Source organism: Williamsia herbipolensis (assembly GCF_036153515.1).
GTDB lineage: Bacteria > Actinomycetota > Actinomycetes > Mycobacteriales > Mycobacteriaceae > Williamsia_A > Williamsia_A herbipolensis.
This window is the reverse complement of the sequence record NZ_CP108021.1, coordinates 4,437,241-4,450,583: the sequence shown is the minus strand read 5'-3', so window position 1 is coordinate 4,450,583 and position 13,343 is coordinate 4,437,241. Positions and strand designations below refer to the sequence as shown.

Genomic DNA, 13,343 nt, shown 5'->3' with positions numbered 1-13,343 from the left:
ATGCGGACAACGACACGCTCCGCCGTGGCGGCGATCATCTGTCTGACCGGACTCACCGCAGCCGCATGCTCCACCGACACCCACACCGCCACGCCGATGACCTCCACGGTCACCCGCACCGTGGCCGCACCCCCGTCGACCTCGGCAGCCGCACCGTCTGACAACGGTGCCAACGCGGGCGATTCCGACGCGGCGCCGGAGACAGGGGGCGCAGACGCGACGCCGATCAACGGTCGTCCCGACACACCCTGTGGGCCGTATGCCGATGCAGCAGCGAAGATCTCGAACGCCAGCTCGCGGATCGCGCCGCCCTCGACACAGTTCGACTGGAAGTGGGGGGTCATACGCTCGGACATGTCGTCGTGCAATGCACTGTCGTGGGCGGAACTGACCACCGAGCACGGCACGGCCTCGTCGGCCGATCAACTCCTGCTCTTCGGTCCCGACGGTCGCTGGCTCGGGACAGGAATCCGATGCAACTCCGGCCTGTCCTGGGTTCTCGGCTCAGGACCCGATCATGTCGATGTCCACTACGGCTGGTTCCACGGACCACACCCCTCGACCGCCGATCCCGGCGGTGGTACAGAGGTGACGTTCCGCTGGAACGGATCGAAGGTGATCATGGAAGGAACACTGCCGCAGGAGTTCCTCGACCAATGCGAGGCACCGGGGTGAGGGATCGGTGGCGCATACTTGGCCACCATGACCACCGCCAAGTCTGGGCGGCCGGTTTCGCAGACTGATCCCGATCAGCGGGCCTCACGCCCGGCGACACCGGCCTTCGCCTCGCTCACCAGTCCCTACTTCCCTATCCTCGTCGCCCTGTTCGTCGGGGTGATGATCATCAGCAACATCACCGGCACCAAAGGTGTACTGCTGTTCCCGTCGCTGAGTTTCGATCTCGGCCCCCTCTCGGTGCACGGACTCGTCACCGACGGCGCCTTCTACCTCTTCCCCCTCGCCTACGTCCTCGGCGACGTGATCAGCGAGGTCTACGGCTTCCGCGCCATGCGCAGGGTCATCTACAGCGGGTTCGGCGTCCTCCTGCTCGCCTCGGGATGCTTCTGGCTGACGATCCACCTACCCGCCGCCGACTTCTACGACGGCCAGCAGGCCTTCGAGACCGTCGCCGGCGTGGTCCCGCAGTTCCTGCTCGCCGGCCTCTCGGGGTACCTCGTCGGCGAATTCCTGAACTCCTACGTGATGGTCAAGATGAAGGAGCGCAGCGGCGAACGCCGCCTGTGGGCACGTCTCATCAGCTCCACGATCGTCGGCGAGTTCTTCGACACCCTCGTGTTCTGCTCCATCGCGGCGTCGGCACTGGGCATCTCCACCTGGCAGGACTTCGTCAACTACACCGTGATCGGCTTCGTGTGGAAGACGCTCGTCGAGATCGTCGTCATGCCGATCACCTACGCCGTCGTAGGTCGACTGAAGAAGGCGGAACCGAGCTACCAGGAGGCGCTCACACGCATCGACGCCGCGGCCTGAGCTGCGTCGGTGTGGGCTCTCACCGGGGCAGACCTGGTAACATCGAACGACACACGGCCCCAGGGTGGGGCCGTGTTGCTGCATTTTGCAGGTGCCTGCAGGAGTTGGGTACACCGCGCGGCCCGAATCGCGGGCGGAGAAGATTCGACAGGAGTGACGTCCATGACCGACACACAGGTGACCTGGCTGACCCAGGAGTCCCATGATCGGCTCAAGAACGAACTCGATGGCCTGATCGCCAATCGACCCGTCATCGCCGCGGAGATCAACGAGCGACGCGAAGAGGGCGATCTCAAGGAGAACGGCGGCTACCACGCCGCCCGCGAGGAGCAGGGCCAGCAGGAAGCCCGCATCCGCCAGCTCCAGGAGCTCCTGAACAACGCCAAGGTCGGTGAGACGCCCACCAAGTCGGGTGTCGCCCTCCCGGGTTCGGTCGTCAAGGTCTACTACGACGGCGACGAGTCCGACACCGAGACCTTCCTCATCGCCACCCGCGAAGAGGGCGCCGGCGACTCGTCGCTCGAGGTGTACTCGCCGGTGTCGCCTCTCGGAGGCGCGCTCATCGACGCCGAGGTCGGCGAGACCCGCGAGTACTCGGTGCCCAGTGGCGCCGTGGTGAAGGTGACGCTCGTCAGCGCGGAGCCGTACCACTCCTGATCACGATCGACCCGACAGCCCGCGTCCGCCTGGACGCGGGCTGTCGTCGTGGAGGGCCCGCTCCCTGACCCCGGACCGGCGACTGCCGCCGGGCTCCCAGCGCACGGGCAGCGTCCGCACAGGCTCGTGGGGTGTCGTGGGTTGCGCACCGACAACCCCCACGAGAGGAACGCACACATGGCATCCGCACGAACCACATCCCCCGGCCCACTCGACGTCATCGTCGTCGCCGTGGCCGATCGCGCCGGCGCCGATCTGGCACGCGACCTGATCAAGGCCGGCCACCATGTCGCCGTCGCCGGCCCGCGGATCACCCGACTCGTCGATCTGGTCGCCGGGACCTCGGCACCGGCGATGGTCGTCGATCTCGACGATCCCACGATGGTGGGCGACATGCTCACCCGCGTCGGACGTCGCCTGGGTCCGGTCACACTCGTCGCCGATCCGGGTGGCGCCATCACCGTCGGCCCGTGGCGCACCGACGACGTCGTGGCCGGCGGCAGGGAGTCCGCTGCGGCGGCGTGAGACCACATCGTTGCCGACTCCTCATCACGGCAACAGAGTTTCCTCACACTCGCCCGGTGTGCTGGAGACATGACCACAACAGTGCTTCTCCTCGTCCCCACCGACGCGACACCCGACCACCTGGCCGTCGATCTGGCTCAGCTGATGCTGCGCCGCGGATGCCGCGTGGTGGTGATCGGGACCGACGTCGGGGTGTTGCTCGACGCCGTGCGCGGATACGGTTCCGCCCGCGCCGCGGCCGTGGTCGGCGACCACGGTGACGCCGCGGCCCGCGACGCTCTCATGGCCACGGCACGCTCGTGCTTCGGCCCCCTCGACCTCGTCATCGACCCGATGCGTGCACTTCTCGACGACACCGCGGCGCACACCGTCGCCCTCGCGGCCTGATCAGTCGAAGAACCCCGCCGAGCGCAGCGCCTCGCGCACCATCGCCTGGTGTTCTGGTCCTCGGGTCTCGAGACTGACCGTCACCTGGACCTCGCCGAGACGCAGTTCGCCCGCGACGCGGGAATGGATGACGTCGACCACGCTCGCCCCGGAGTCGCGCAGGGTCTCCAGCAGCATCGCGAGGCCGCCCGGCCGGTCGGGCACCGTCACCGCGACGGTGAGGTACCGGCCCGCCGCCTGCAAACCGTGGGTGGTGAGGTGCGACAGCAACAACGGGTCGACGTTGCCTCCGGAGAGCACCGCGCACACCGGCCCGGGTAGCGCCAGCGCACCGGGCTCCATCAGGGCGGCCACCGCCACCGCGCCGCCGGGCTCGACCAACAACTTCGCGCGCTCGAGCATCAGCAGGACCGCGCGGCTGATGAGATCCTCACCGACGGTCACGATCTCGTCGACGAGCTCGTCGACATGGGCGAACGTGACCGCGCCCGGCATCGCCACTGCGATGCCGTCGGCCATCGTGTTCATCTCGACCACCCGGGTCGGCGTACCCGCGGCGATCGAGCCGGGCCAGGCCGCGGCCGCGGCCGCCTGCACGCCCACGACACGCGTCTGCGGACGTACTGATTTGATGGCCGCAGCCACCCCGGCGAGCAGCCCACCCCCACCCAGCGGCACCACCACGGTGCCGACGTCGGGCATCTGCTCGGCGATCTCCACCCCGACCGTCGCCTGGCCGGCGACGATGTCGGCGTGATCGAACGGGTGGATCAGCACGGCGCCGGTCTCCTCGGAGAACGCCTGTGCGGCAACGAGACTCTCGTCGATGATCTCGCCCTCGAGCACAACCTCCGCGCCGTAGGCACGGGTCGCGGTCACCTTCGGCAACGATGCGCCCGTGGGCATGTACACCCGCGAGGTGATACCCAGCGTCGTGGCCGACCACGCCACGCCCTGGGCGTGGTTGCCCGCACTCGCCGCGACGACTCCTCGCGCACGTTCGGCGTCGGTGAGTCCGGCGATGCGCCGATAGGCCCCTCGGGGCTTGAACGACCCTGTGCGCTGCAGGTTCTCGCACTTCAGCCACACGTCCGCACCGCACATGTCCGACAGTGCGCGGGACGCCACCATCGGCGTCCGGCGCATCACCGGCGCCAACATCGCCACCGCCTCGTCGATCTGCGCAGAGGTGATCACCATGGATCCGACGGTAGACCCCGTATCGGTCGCGCGCCGCGTACCGCGGCCGATGTCGGCTCAGGGCAGACAGGCCCGCGCGCCGTCGATCACACCACTGCGATAGGCCTCGACGCGGACGAACCCGGTGCCCTGACGATCCGCGTCACCGTCTCCCCGGAACAGCAAGAGCGCCGCGATGGCCTCGTCGAGATCGCCCGGGGACAGCGAGTACCCGCTCGACGACGGTCGGTTGCCCAGCAGCACGCTGGCCGTCCAGGCGCCGGCGAAGCAGTCGGCCCGCTGCGAACTCGTCTTCTCGTCGGAGTCGTCGCCGAGTCGCGACAACGCCGCGATCCCCCATTGGGTCGCCAACAGGACAGCCACGGCGAAGTCGCCGCCCTCGCGGTAGACGGTGGGCATCGCGTCGGCGTTGTCGAAGGCCACGTAGTCGTCGGGCACGCAGTAGAACAGGAGGAACCCGTCGGTGGGGCCGTTCCCACACGTCGGTGGCGACCCCGGGCCGAAGGGGACGACGCGCCGCACCGGAACCCACGGCGCGTTCGCCAGTTCGGGGTACAGCTTCGACCAGTAGTCCTCGAGATCGACCGGCACGCCGGCGACGACGTCGGCGTAGGGCGCGTCGCCGCCGCCGGCCGCGTCCACCTCGTCGCGGAACGGCAACTCGATCACCGCGGGCGATCCGTCGCGATACGCGGCGCACGTGGCGAGACCCTTCTCGTAGCCGTTCTGGAAGGCGTTCACGCGGTCGAAACCGCTGCCGTGCGCGGAGGGATCGGTTGCCGCCGTGCCGGGCTCGTCCCGTAGTTCGAGAAACCCTGCCAGGGCACGGTCGAGGTCGGCGGCGCTGATCGGGTACTCACGGGTGTCGATCGCGTGCCGACTGTAGGCACCGGCGAAGCAGTCCGCCTGGATCTCGCGGGTGACCGTGGCTCCCTCGAACCCGGCGCGCGCCTGCACCGCGTGCCCCCACTCGTGGGCGAGCACGATGGGGATCACGAAGTCGCCGTACGTCTTCTGCAGTCTCGGCAGCAGTCCGGTCGCGTCCCAGGCCACCACGTCCTCGGTGGCGCAGTAGAACGCGTTGCCCGAGATGTCGGCTGCGCTCTCCGCACACGGGGGCAGAGGCCCCGACTTCGGGTCGACGCCATAGAAGCCGCCGGAGACCGGCGTGTAGGGGCGATCGTAGAGCGCCGGGAACTCGGTCTGCCAGTACCGCTGCACTCTCGAGATCGCCGTGGCGACCGCAGTGTTGATCGGATTCGACGCGTCACCCTCGATGGGTACCGAGGGTGCGGTCGAACTCGACGACCGCTCGACGCGGTGTGTCGCGCCCGACGAGCAGCCCACCGCACACACCATGGTCACGGTCGTCAGGAGGGCGAACGCCCACACGGGGACACCGGAACGTCGTCGCGGGGACATCATGGCGGTGAGCCAACCCCGCCGACGTTGGGGAAACGATGGATGTCGCGCCGCCCGCGATCCAATCGATCTCCAATCGGCCGTCGCTACGGTGCCGCCATGACCCACAGCACCCTTCGACTCCTCGCCGTCACCACCTGCGCCGCCGCGGCTCTCGCGGTGGCCGGATGCAGCAGCGATTCCTCCGACAGCAGCTCCCCCTCCACCTCGTCGGCGACGTCGTCGTCGGCGTCCGCCTCCACGGCGGCGTCGAGTCCGTCGACCGGCGCGCTGGTGCCCCGCGACATCGACGCCACCGGAACGAATTTCACGATCGCCGACTACATCAAGCAGAACAACATCGTGGAGACACCTCTCAAGCCGGGCGCGGAGGGCGCGCCCACCATCGACCTCCCCATGCCCGAAGGATGGTCGACAGCCGGCGACAAGACACCCGACTATGCCTACGCGGCCATCGAATACACCGGACCCGACGCCTCACAGGCGTCGTATCAGCCCAACTTCATCGCACTGCTGTCGAAGCTCGAGGGCACCGTCGACGCGCAGGCGTTGATCGAGGCGGCACCCGGGGAGATCAAGAACCTCAAGGGCGCCTCCGTGGTCGACGAGCGCACGACCACGCTCTCGGGATATCCCGCCTACGACATCGCCGCCACCTACGACCTCGAGGGCACCGAGGCACTGAGCGCTCAGAAGACCGTGATCATCCCCGGTGACGGCGTGACGTACATCCTGCAGCTCAACGGAACCAGCGATCAGGCACAGGCCGAGATCCTCGGTGCGGCCGCGAAGGCGATCGACGGGGCGACCATCAGCCAGTGAGCGGGGCGCCCGTCTCGGTGTCGCCGAGGAGTCGGGCGTCGGCCGTGTGCAGCATCCGTCGCACGGCCGGCCTCGTATCCCAGGCCACCTCACCGTGCGCTCGTGCTGTCGACGCCGCACGCTGCGCGCTGACGCGGGCGTCGTCGAGATACCCGTGTGCCTGTTCGACCTCGGACAGCAACCGCAGATAGAGGGGCACGAAGACGACCATGCCGCCGGAGGTGTGCAGCGCCAACGCATCTCGGATCTCACCGGTGGTGTCGTCGCCGTCGCGTTCGAGTCCGCGCGCCCACGCACCGATCAGACGCGCCGACCCGACCAGGTCGACAGCACCCACCGCGGTGAGGGTGTCGACCAGCGCCGCCGACTCGTCCGCGGTGCCGACGACCACACCGCAGTATGCGTTGACCTGCAGGCGGTTCACCGCGAGGATCGCCTCGGCGAACCCGTTGGATCGCGACCGTGCCAGGTCCATCCCGGTGCGTGCGACGGCACGACCCAACGCGTGGTCGCCCCGCACAGCATGCGCCAGCGCGGCGACACCGAACGCCCGTATGTCGAACAGCAGCAGGTTGTCCGCGGGGTCGATGGTGGGTACCTCGCTCGTCAGCGTCTCCACCGCGGCGATCGCACCGTCGGGATCGCCACCCATCAACGCCGCGACGGCTCGGACGTAGTAGCCCGCCGCACCGGCGGCCGGCTCGCCGTCGGCGAGGAACCGATCGATCAGCTTCTCCCCCAGCACCGCGGCCTCCCGGTATCCGGCGGTTCCCACCAACATCGCGCACCGCAGCGCGACCGCGGAGGTGAACTCCGCACCGGAGGTCATGGCGGCGCCGGCACGGAACACCCTCGCCAACGCCTCCTCCGTCTCGGGCGCGTTGTGTCCGGTCAACACCGCGAGCACCGACGCACGCTGCATCCAGAACCGCGCCTCGCGGTCGTGGCGGGCATCGTCGTCGGGCAGGCGTTCGAGCATCGTCACCGCGCGTTCGGTGAGTTCGGCGATGTCGAGGTACTCCGCGCGCGAGACCGCGCCGCGGAGCGCACCCTCGATCAACGCCGCGGCGACGGCGGGCTCGAGGTGCACACCCGCACGCCAGGCGTGATCGGCAGCGGCCATGGCCTGGTCGTACCCGCCGACCCGCGCCCGCGTGGCATACGACTCGGCGATGCGGGCGTGGGCACGTTCGCGGTCACCGAACGGCAGTTCGTCGGCCGCGACCCGCTGGATCACGGTGTGGGTGAACCAGTAACGATGCGGTACCTCGTCGCCGGCGACGAGAACGCCGGACCGGCAGGCCGGCGCGAGACGTGCGCGCAGGTCGGTGTCGTCGGTGTCGAGCGTCTCGGCGAGCACCGCCGCCTCGAAGGACGCGCCGATCAGCCCGCCGACACCGATCGCCTCGCGGGTGCGTCGCGGGAGTACCGCGAGCCGACGTCGGACCACCCCGGCGACCGCGTCGGGTGTTGCGGCATCGGGGATCTCGCGTGTGTCGGCATCGAGATGTCCACCGACGTGGAGCAGGCGGGCGAGCTCACGGACGTGGAACGGGTTGCCCGCGGTCCGGTCGTGGATGGCGTCGATGAGATCCGGATGCGCTCGCACGCGCGTCTCGACGGCGACCAGTTCGCGCACACCGTCGACGTCGAGCGGGCCGAGTCCGATGGTGAGGGTCTCCGAGCGGCTCAGGAGCCGATGAAAGGCTTTGGGGCGCAACGGGCGGTCGGCGCCCACGTCTTGCCACGTCACCAGGACCAGCAGCGGGATCTCACGCAGGCGCGGGGAGAGCAGTTCGAGGACCTCGCGAGTCGCTTTCTCGGCGTGATGAAAATCGTCGAGGACCACCAGGGTCGGGGTGTCGGACACGAGCAGAGCGATCACCTCGACGAGCTGTTCGGCGCCCTCGAAGCGGGAATCGGCGGCGATCGTCGTCTCGGCGGAGGATCGGCGGCCGGCGGCGGTCGCGAAGACCTCGGGCGCGAGTTCTCGTGCGCGGTCGACGACCGTTGCCGAGGCGGTCTCGGTGAGCCGCCTGATGACGTGCACCCAGGTCCACATCGGTGGCTCCCGGAGTCCGCCGGTGTGCCCCGCCCACGCGAAGCCGAACCCACGGTCGGCGGCGTCGTCGACAACGGCTGCGGCCAGCGACGACTTACCGGTACCCGAATCGCCGCGGATGACGGCGACCGTCCCGCGACCCCGCGCAGTCGTGGTGACGGCGTCACCGAGGAGTTCGAGCTCACGGTCGCGTGCCACCAGTCGGTGGTGTGCGACGGTGTCGACCACCATGGTTCTCACCTGCAGATGCAGGGGACGATGATCGAGATCCCCCGACTCTCGGGCGATCTCGCGGCGGAGATGTTCGAGGGCCGCACCGGGTGCGACTCCGAGGTCGGCGTGCAGGATGTCGCGGGCCCGCGCGTAGGTCGCCAACGCCTCCGCCCGGCGCCCGGACCGGTAGAGGGCGACCATCAGCTGACCCCAGAGTCGTTCGTGGAGCGGGTCGATCCGCACCTGATCCTCGAGCCCCGGGATGAGCTCGGAGTCGCGGCCGAGTGCCAAACCGGCCTCGAACAGTCCCTCCGCCGCGGTCGTCCGCAGAGCCGTCAGTCGGTGGATCGCGGCATCGGCGAACGATCGTCCGGCGAACTCGAGCAGCGGCGGCCCGCGCCATAGTGCGAGCGCTGAGGAAAGGGTCTGTTCGGCGAGACCGGCGTCCCCCGCGGTGAGCTCGTGGCGTCCGCGGGCGGTGAGGTCGTCGAAGGTGGCGACGTCGAGTTCACCGGGACCCACGTCCACCCGATAGCCGGACGCATCGGTCGTCACCGCGGTCGATGAATGCTCGTCGACGTCGTCCAACGCCCGACGCAGGTTCGCGACGTAGGCGCGCACCGATGCCACCGGTTTGGCGGGCGGATCGTCTCCCCAGATCGCGTCGACCAGTCGGTCGATGTCGACCGTGGATCCGGCGTTGAGCAGCAGCACGGCCAGAACAGCTCGCTGTTTCAGCCCACCCAGCACGACGTCGCGTGCACCCGCACGCACGTCCATATGCCCGAGAAGCCGGTATTCCACCTGTGGATGTTAAGCATTTTCTCAGGTGTGGGGAGCGGTTCGCTCAGCTCAGCGCGTTCTCCACGTCGCCGAGGAGGTCGGCGATGTCCTCGATGCCCACCGACAGGCGGACGAGGTTGGCGGGGACCTCGAGCAGGGAGCCCTCGGTGGAGGCGTGCGTCATGGCCGCCGGGTGCTCGATGAGGGACTCGATGCCGCCCAGCGACTCGGCGAGTGTGAACACCTCGGTGCGGGCGCAGAACTCCTGCGCCGCCGGGGCGCCGCCCGCGACGAGCACCGAGATCATGCCGCCGAAGCGCTTCATCTGCCGTGCCGCGACGGCGTGGTTCGGATGCGACTCGAGGCCCGGGTAGAGGACCTTCTCGATCTTGGGATGCGACTGCAGGTACTCGACGATCTTCTCGGCGTTGTCGCTGTGCCGGTCCATGCGCACCGCGAGGGTCTTGATGCCGCGCATCGTCAGATAGGCGTCGAACGGTCCGGGGACCGCGCCGGCACCGTTCTGCAGGAACGCCAGATCGGTGTCGAGCTGCTCGTCGTCGGTGACCAGTGCGCCACCGACGACGTCGGAATGCCCGCCGAGGTACTTGGTCGTCGAGTGCAGCACCACGTCGGCCCCGAGCGTCAACGGCTGCTGCAGATACGGCGAGGCGAAGGTGTTGTCGACGACGAGCTTGGCGCCGGCGGAGTGGGCGACACCCGAGAGTGCCTCGATGTCACCGATGTTGAGCAGTGGGTTGGTGGGCGTCTCGACCCACACCAACTTGGTCGCCGGGGTGATGGCCGCACGCACCGCGTCGATGTCGGAGACCGGGGCGACCGAGTAGGTGATCCCCCACTGGGTGAACACCTTGTCGATCAGTCGGAACGTGCCGCCGTAGGCGTCGTTCGGGATCACCAGGTGATCACCGGGACGCAGCGTGGCGCGCAGCAGCGCGTCGGTCGCCGCCATACCGGAGGCGAATCCCCGTCCGTACGAACCGCTCTCGATCGCCGCGAGGTTGCCCTCGAGGGCCTGTCGGGTGGGATTGCCGGTACGCGCGTACTCGAAGCCCCCGCGCATCCCGCCGACGCCGTCCTGGGCGAAGGTGGAGCTGGCGTAGATCGGGGGGTTGACCGCGCCGGTCAGCGGGTCGGGTTCGTACCCGGCGTGGATCGCCTTGGTACCGAAGCCCTGCCACCGACTCGCGTCGACACGACTGCGCTGTTCACTCATGACGATGCTCCGATCCGGGGTGAGGAGCTGACGAAGGCCAGCAGGTCGTGACGGGTGATGACGCCGATCGGCTTGCCGTCCTCGACGACCATCAGCGCGTCGGATTCGCTCAGGGCCTTGGTGGCCGCCGACACCGGCTCGCCGGCGCCGATCAGCGGGAACGGCTCACCCATGTGGGCCGAGACCGGGTCTGCGAGGCTCGCGCGGCCCTCGAACACCGCGGAGAGCAGTTCACGTTCGGTGACCGCACCGGCGACCTCGCCCGCCATGATGGGCGGCTCGGCACCGACGACGGGCATCTGCGACACCTCGAACTCGCGCAGGATCTCGATGGCGTCGCGCAGGGTCTCCGAGGGGTGGGTGTGCACGAAGTCGGGCAGGGCGCCGGACTTGCCGCGCAGCACGTCGCCGACCGACGGGTCGCCCTTGTCCTTGCCGTCGAGCGGGGTGCGCAGGAATCCGTAGCTGCTCATCCACCGGTCGTTGAAGATCTTCGCCATGTAGCCGCGGCCGCCGTCGGGCAGCAGGACGACGACGATCGCGTCGGGGCCCTCACGCTCGGCCACCTTGAGGGCCGCGACCATCGCCATGCCGCAGGAACCACCGACCAGCAGGCCCTCCTCGCGGGCCAGACGTCGGGTCATGTCGAACGAGTCGGCGTCGGAGACGGCGATGATCTCGTCGGGGATCGACGGGTCGTAGGCACTGGGCCAGAAATCCTCGCCGACACCCTCGACGAGGTAGGGGCGACCGGTGCCACCGGAGTAGACCGAACCCTCCGGGTCAGCGCCGATGATCTTCACGCGACCGTCGGACACCTCCTTGAGGTAGCGGCCGGTACCGGTGATGGTGCCGCCGGTGCCGACACCCGCGACGAAGTGGGTGATCTTGCCCTCGGTGTCGGCCCAGATCTCGGGACCGGTGGTCTCGTAGTGGCTCTGCGGGCCGGCGGGGTTGGCGTACTGGTTCGGCTTCCACGCGCCGTCGATCTCGCGGACCAGCCGGTCGGAGACGCTGTAGTAGCTGCCCGGATCCTCCGGGGCGACCGCGGTCGGGCACACGACGACCTCGGCGCCGTAGGCCTTGAGCACGTTGCGCTTGTCCTCGCCGACCTTGTCGGGGCACACGAACACGCAGTGGTACCCGCGCTGCTGGGCGACGAGGGCCAGGCCGACGCCGGTGTTGCCCGACGTGGGCTCGACGATCGTGCCGCCGGGCTTGAGCTCCCCGGACGCCTCGGCGGCGTCGACCATCTTGACCGCGATGCGGTCCTTGGAGGATCCACCGGGGTTGAGGTACTCGACCTTGGCCGCCACCAGCCCCGATCCGGGGCTGACGACCGAGTTCACCTTGACCAGCGGGGTGCCGCCGACCAGGTCGACGACGTGATTGGCGATGCGCATGCGTCCATCGTTCCAGACCCGCGCGCGAGGTGTCGCAGGCGATGCCCTCGACCCGGCGAGCCCTCGGCCTCCGCGCCGGTTCGACCGGTCCGAGCCGATACGCTGAACCCGTGCCTGCAACCCGGCGGCGAGTGGTCCGCGATGTCACCGCGACGGTGGCGGCGACGGCGGGCAGTGCCGGCGCCGGGTGGGCGGTGTACTCGTTCCTCACCGGTCAGGCGCGCACCGCACGCGAGGTGATCCCCCACCGCACCGACAACGCCCCCAACGGTGACGGCCTCTATCTCCCCGACGGATCCGGTCCCGAACGCATCACCCCGCGCAGCGAGTTCGACCTGCACCTGATGGTCTTCGGCGACTCGACCGCCGCCGGACTCGGTGCCGACGTCGCCGACGAGACACCGGGGGTGGCCCTGACCCGGATGCTGTGTCGCGAGAGCGGTCTCTCCGTGCGGTTGAGCACGAAGGCGATCGTCGGTGCCACCTCGCGCGGGTTGTCCGGACAGGTCGACGCGATGCTCATCGCCGGCGCCCCGCCCGACGTCGCGGTGATCCTCGTCGGCGCCAACGACATCACCGCCCGCAACCGCCCCGGCCCCGCGGCGCGGCGGCTCGGGTCGGCGGTCCGGAGGCTCCGGGAGGTCGACGCGCACGTCATCGTGGGCACGTGCCCCGACCTCGGGGCGGTCACCGCGATCCCCCAGCCACTGCGATCGGTGCTGCGGCAGTGGGGTTTCCGGCTCGCCGCCGCCCAGGAGCACGAGGTGCGCGCCGCCGGCGGACGCCCGGTCCCCCTGGCCGATCTGTTGGCCAAGGAGTTCCTCGCCGCCCCCGAGCGGATGTTCTCCGCGGACAACTACCACCCGTCGGCGGCGGGGTATCTGCTCGCCGCGCAGACGATGCTCCCCGAGGTGCTCGCCGCGATCGGCGAATGGGGCGCAGGACCTCTGCCGGACCCGCCCGAGGTCTCGGAGTTCGCCGAGAACAATCGGCTGGTGGTGCGTGTGCGCCGGCGCCTCGGATGGCCGGTCAGACTGCGCCGCAGGCGGGCCGAGGTCGCGTTGGCCGAGCGTTAGGTCGGTCGCGTGACGGTGATGGCGTAACGTCCGATTGGCCCACGCATCACCCACGAACTCCTGAG

The 13,343-nt window shown here is 69.4% G+C and carries 12 protein-coding genes; 7 read left to right on the top strand and 5 right to left on the bottom strand.

Annotated features, from left to right (window positions below; genetic code table 11):
• From OG579_RS20735 to OG579_RS20715, 5 genes are all read left to right on the top strand, one after another.
• The gene (locus tag OG579_RS20735; RefSeq protein ID WP_328857490.1) at nucleotides 1–675 is read left to right on the top strand and encodes an LppP/LprE family lipoprotein; all 675 of its coding nucleotides are present in this window, start codon (nucleotides 1–3) and stop codon (nucleotides 673–675) included.
• Nucleotides 676–702: 27 nt separating this feature from the next.
• The gene (locus tag OG579_RS20730; protein WP_045822041.1) at nucleotides 703–1,491 is read left to right on the top strand and encodes a queuosine precursor transporter; all 789 of its coding nucleotides are present in this window, start codon (nucleotides 703–705) and stop codon (nucleotides 1,489–1,491) included.
• A gap of 162 nt (nucleotides 1,492–1,653) precedes the next feature.
• Nucleotides 1,654–2,148 carry a transcription elongation factor GreA gene (greA, locus tag OG579_RS20725; protein ID WP_045822040.1) on the top strand — a complete coding sequence of 165 codons (495 nt, stop codon included), beginning with the start codon at nucleotides 1,654–1,656 and terminating at the stop codon, nucleotides 2,146–2,148.
• Nucleotides 2,149–2,325: 177 nt separating this feature from the next.
• Entirely contained in the window at nucleotides 2,326–2,673 is a 348-nt protein-coding gene (locus OG579_RS20720) for a hypothetical protein (RefSeq protein WP_328857489.1), read from the top strand.
• Between the two features lie 69 nt (nucleotides 2,674–2,742).
• Nucleotides 2,743–3,060, top strand: coding sequence for a hypothetical protein (locus OG579_RS20715; RefSeq protein ID WP_328857488.1), 318 nt, complete (start codon nucleotides 2,743–2,745; stop codon nucleotides 3,058–3,060).
• On the opposite strand, the gene ilvA is transcribed toward OG579_RS20715, so the two are convergent.
• Nucleotides 3,061–4,260, bottom strand: a complete 1,200-nt coding sequence (ilvA, locus tag OG579_RS20710) for a threonine ammonia-lyase (protein ID WP_328857487.1) — start codon at nucleotides 4,258–4,260, stop codon at nucleotides 3,061–3,063.
• Nucleotides 4,261–4,317: 57 nt separating this feature from the next.
• The gene (locus OG579_RS20705; RefSeq protein ID WP_328857486.1) at nucleotides 4,318–5,685 is read right to left on the bottom strand and encodes a neutral zinc metallopeptidase; all 1,368 of its coding nucleotides are present in this window, start codon (nucleotides 5,683–5,685) and stop codon (nucleotides 4,318–4,320) included.
• 96 nt (nucleotides 5,686–5,781) lie between these two features.
• Here OG579_RS20705 and OG579_RS20700 point away from each other — a divergent pair, with 96 nt between their 5' ends.
• A complete protein-coding gene (locus tag OG579_RS20700; protein WP_328857485.1) occupies nucleotides 5,782–6,504 on the top strand; it encodes an LpqN/LpqT family lipoprotein in 723 nt (240 codons plus the stop codon).
• Here OG579_RS20700 and OG579_RS20695 read toward each other — a convergent pair.
• Genes OG579_RS20695 through OG579_RS20685 form a run of 3 tightly spaced genes read right to left on the bottom strand, consistent with a single transcriptional unit; the run spans nucleotide 6,494 to nucleotide 12,202 of the window.
• The gene (locus OG579_RS20695) at nucleotides 6,494–9,583 is read right to left on the bottom strand and encodes a BTAD domain-containing putative transcriptional regulator (protein ID WP_328857484.1); all 3,090 of its coding nucleotides are present in this window, start codon (nucleotides 9,581–9,583) and stop codon (nucleotides 6,494–6,496) included. The genes OG579_RS20700 and OG579_RS20695 overlap by 11 nt on opposite strands.
• Before the next feature lie 43 nt (nucleotides 9,584–9,626).
• Nucleotides 9,627–10,799 carry a cystathionine gamma-synthase gene (locus OG579_RS20690; RefSeq protein WP_328857483.1) on the bottom strand — a complete coding sequence of 391 codons (1,173 nt, stop codon included), beginning with the start codon at nucleotides 10,797–10,799 and terminating at the stop codon, nucleotides 9,627–9,629.
• A complete protein-coding gene (locus tag OG579_RS20685; RefSeq protein ID WP_045822035.1) occupies nucleotides 10,796–12,202 on the bottom strand; it encodes a cystathionine beta-synthase in 1,407 nt (468 codons plus the stop codon). Before OG579_RS20685 ends, OG579_RS20690 begins: the two co-directional genes overlap by 4 nt.
• Before the next feature lie 110 nt (nucleotides 12,203–12,312).
• Between OG579_RS20685 and OG579_RS20680 the strand changes: the two genes are divergently transcribed.
• Nucleotides 12,313–13,278 carry an SGNH/GDSL hydrolase family protein gene (locus tag OG579_RS20680; protein WP_238981194.1) on the top strand — a complete coding sequence of 322 codons (966 nt, stop codon included), beginning with the start codon at nucleotides 12,313–12,315 and terminating at the stop codon, nucleotides 13,276–13,278.
• Nucleotides 13,279–13,343 lie beyond the last annotated feature (65 nt).

Coding starts and splice junctions, on each gene's coding strand:
- OG579_RS20690 (WP_328857483.1), bottom strand. CDS start 10,799: ATGAGTGAACAGCGCAGTCGTGTCGACGCGAGTCGGTGGCAGGGCTTC.
- ilvA (WP_328857487.1), bottom strand. CDS start 4,260: ATGGTGATCACCTCTGCGCAGATCGACGAGGCGGTGGCGATGTTGGCG.
- OG579_RS20700 (WP_328857485.1), top strand. CDS start 5,782: ATGACCCACAGCACCCTTCGACTCCTCGCCGTCACCACCTGCGCCGCC.
- OG579_RS20705 (WP_328857486.1), bottom strand. CDS start 5,685: ATGATGTCCCCGCGACGACGTTCCGGTGTCCCCGTGTGGGCGTTCGCC.
- OG579_RS20730 (WP_045822041.1), top strand. CDS start 703: ATGACCACCGCCAAGTCTGGGCGGCCGGTTTCGCAGACTGATCCCGAT.
- greA (WP_045822040.1), top strand. CDS start 1,654: ATGACCGACACACAGGTGACCTGGCTGACCCAGGAGTCCCATGATCGG.
- OG579_RS20735 (WP_328857490.1), top strand. CDS start 1: ATGCGGACAACGACACGCTCCGCCGTGGCGGCGATCATCTGTCTGACC.
- OG579_RS20685 (WP_045822035.1), bottom strand. CDS start 12,202: ATGCGCATCGCCAATCACGTCGTCGACCTGGTCGGCGGCACCCCGCTG.
- OG579_RS20720 (WP_328857489.1), top strand. CDS start 2,326: ATGGCATCCGCACGAACCACATCCCCCGGCCCACTCGACGTCATCGTC.
- OG579_RS20715 (WP_328857488.1), top strand. CDS start 2,743: ATGACCACAACAGTGCTTCTCCTCGTCCCCACCGACGCGACACCCGAC.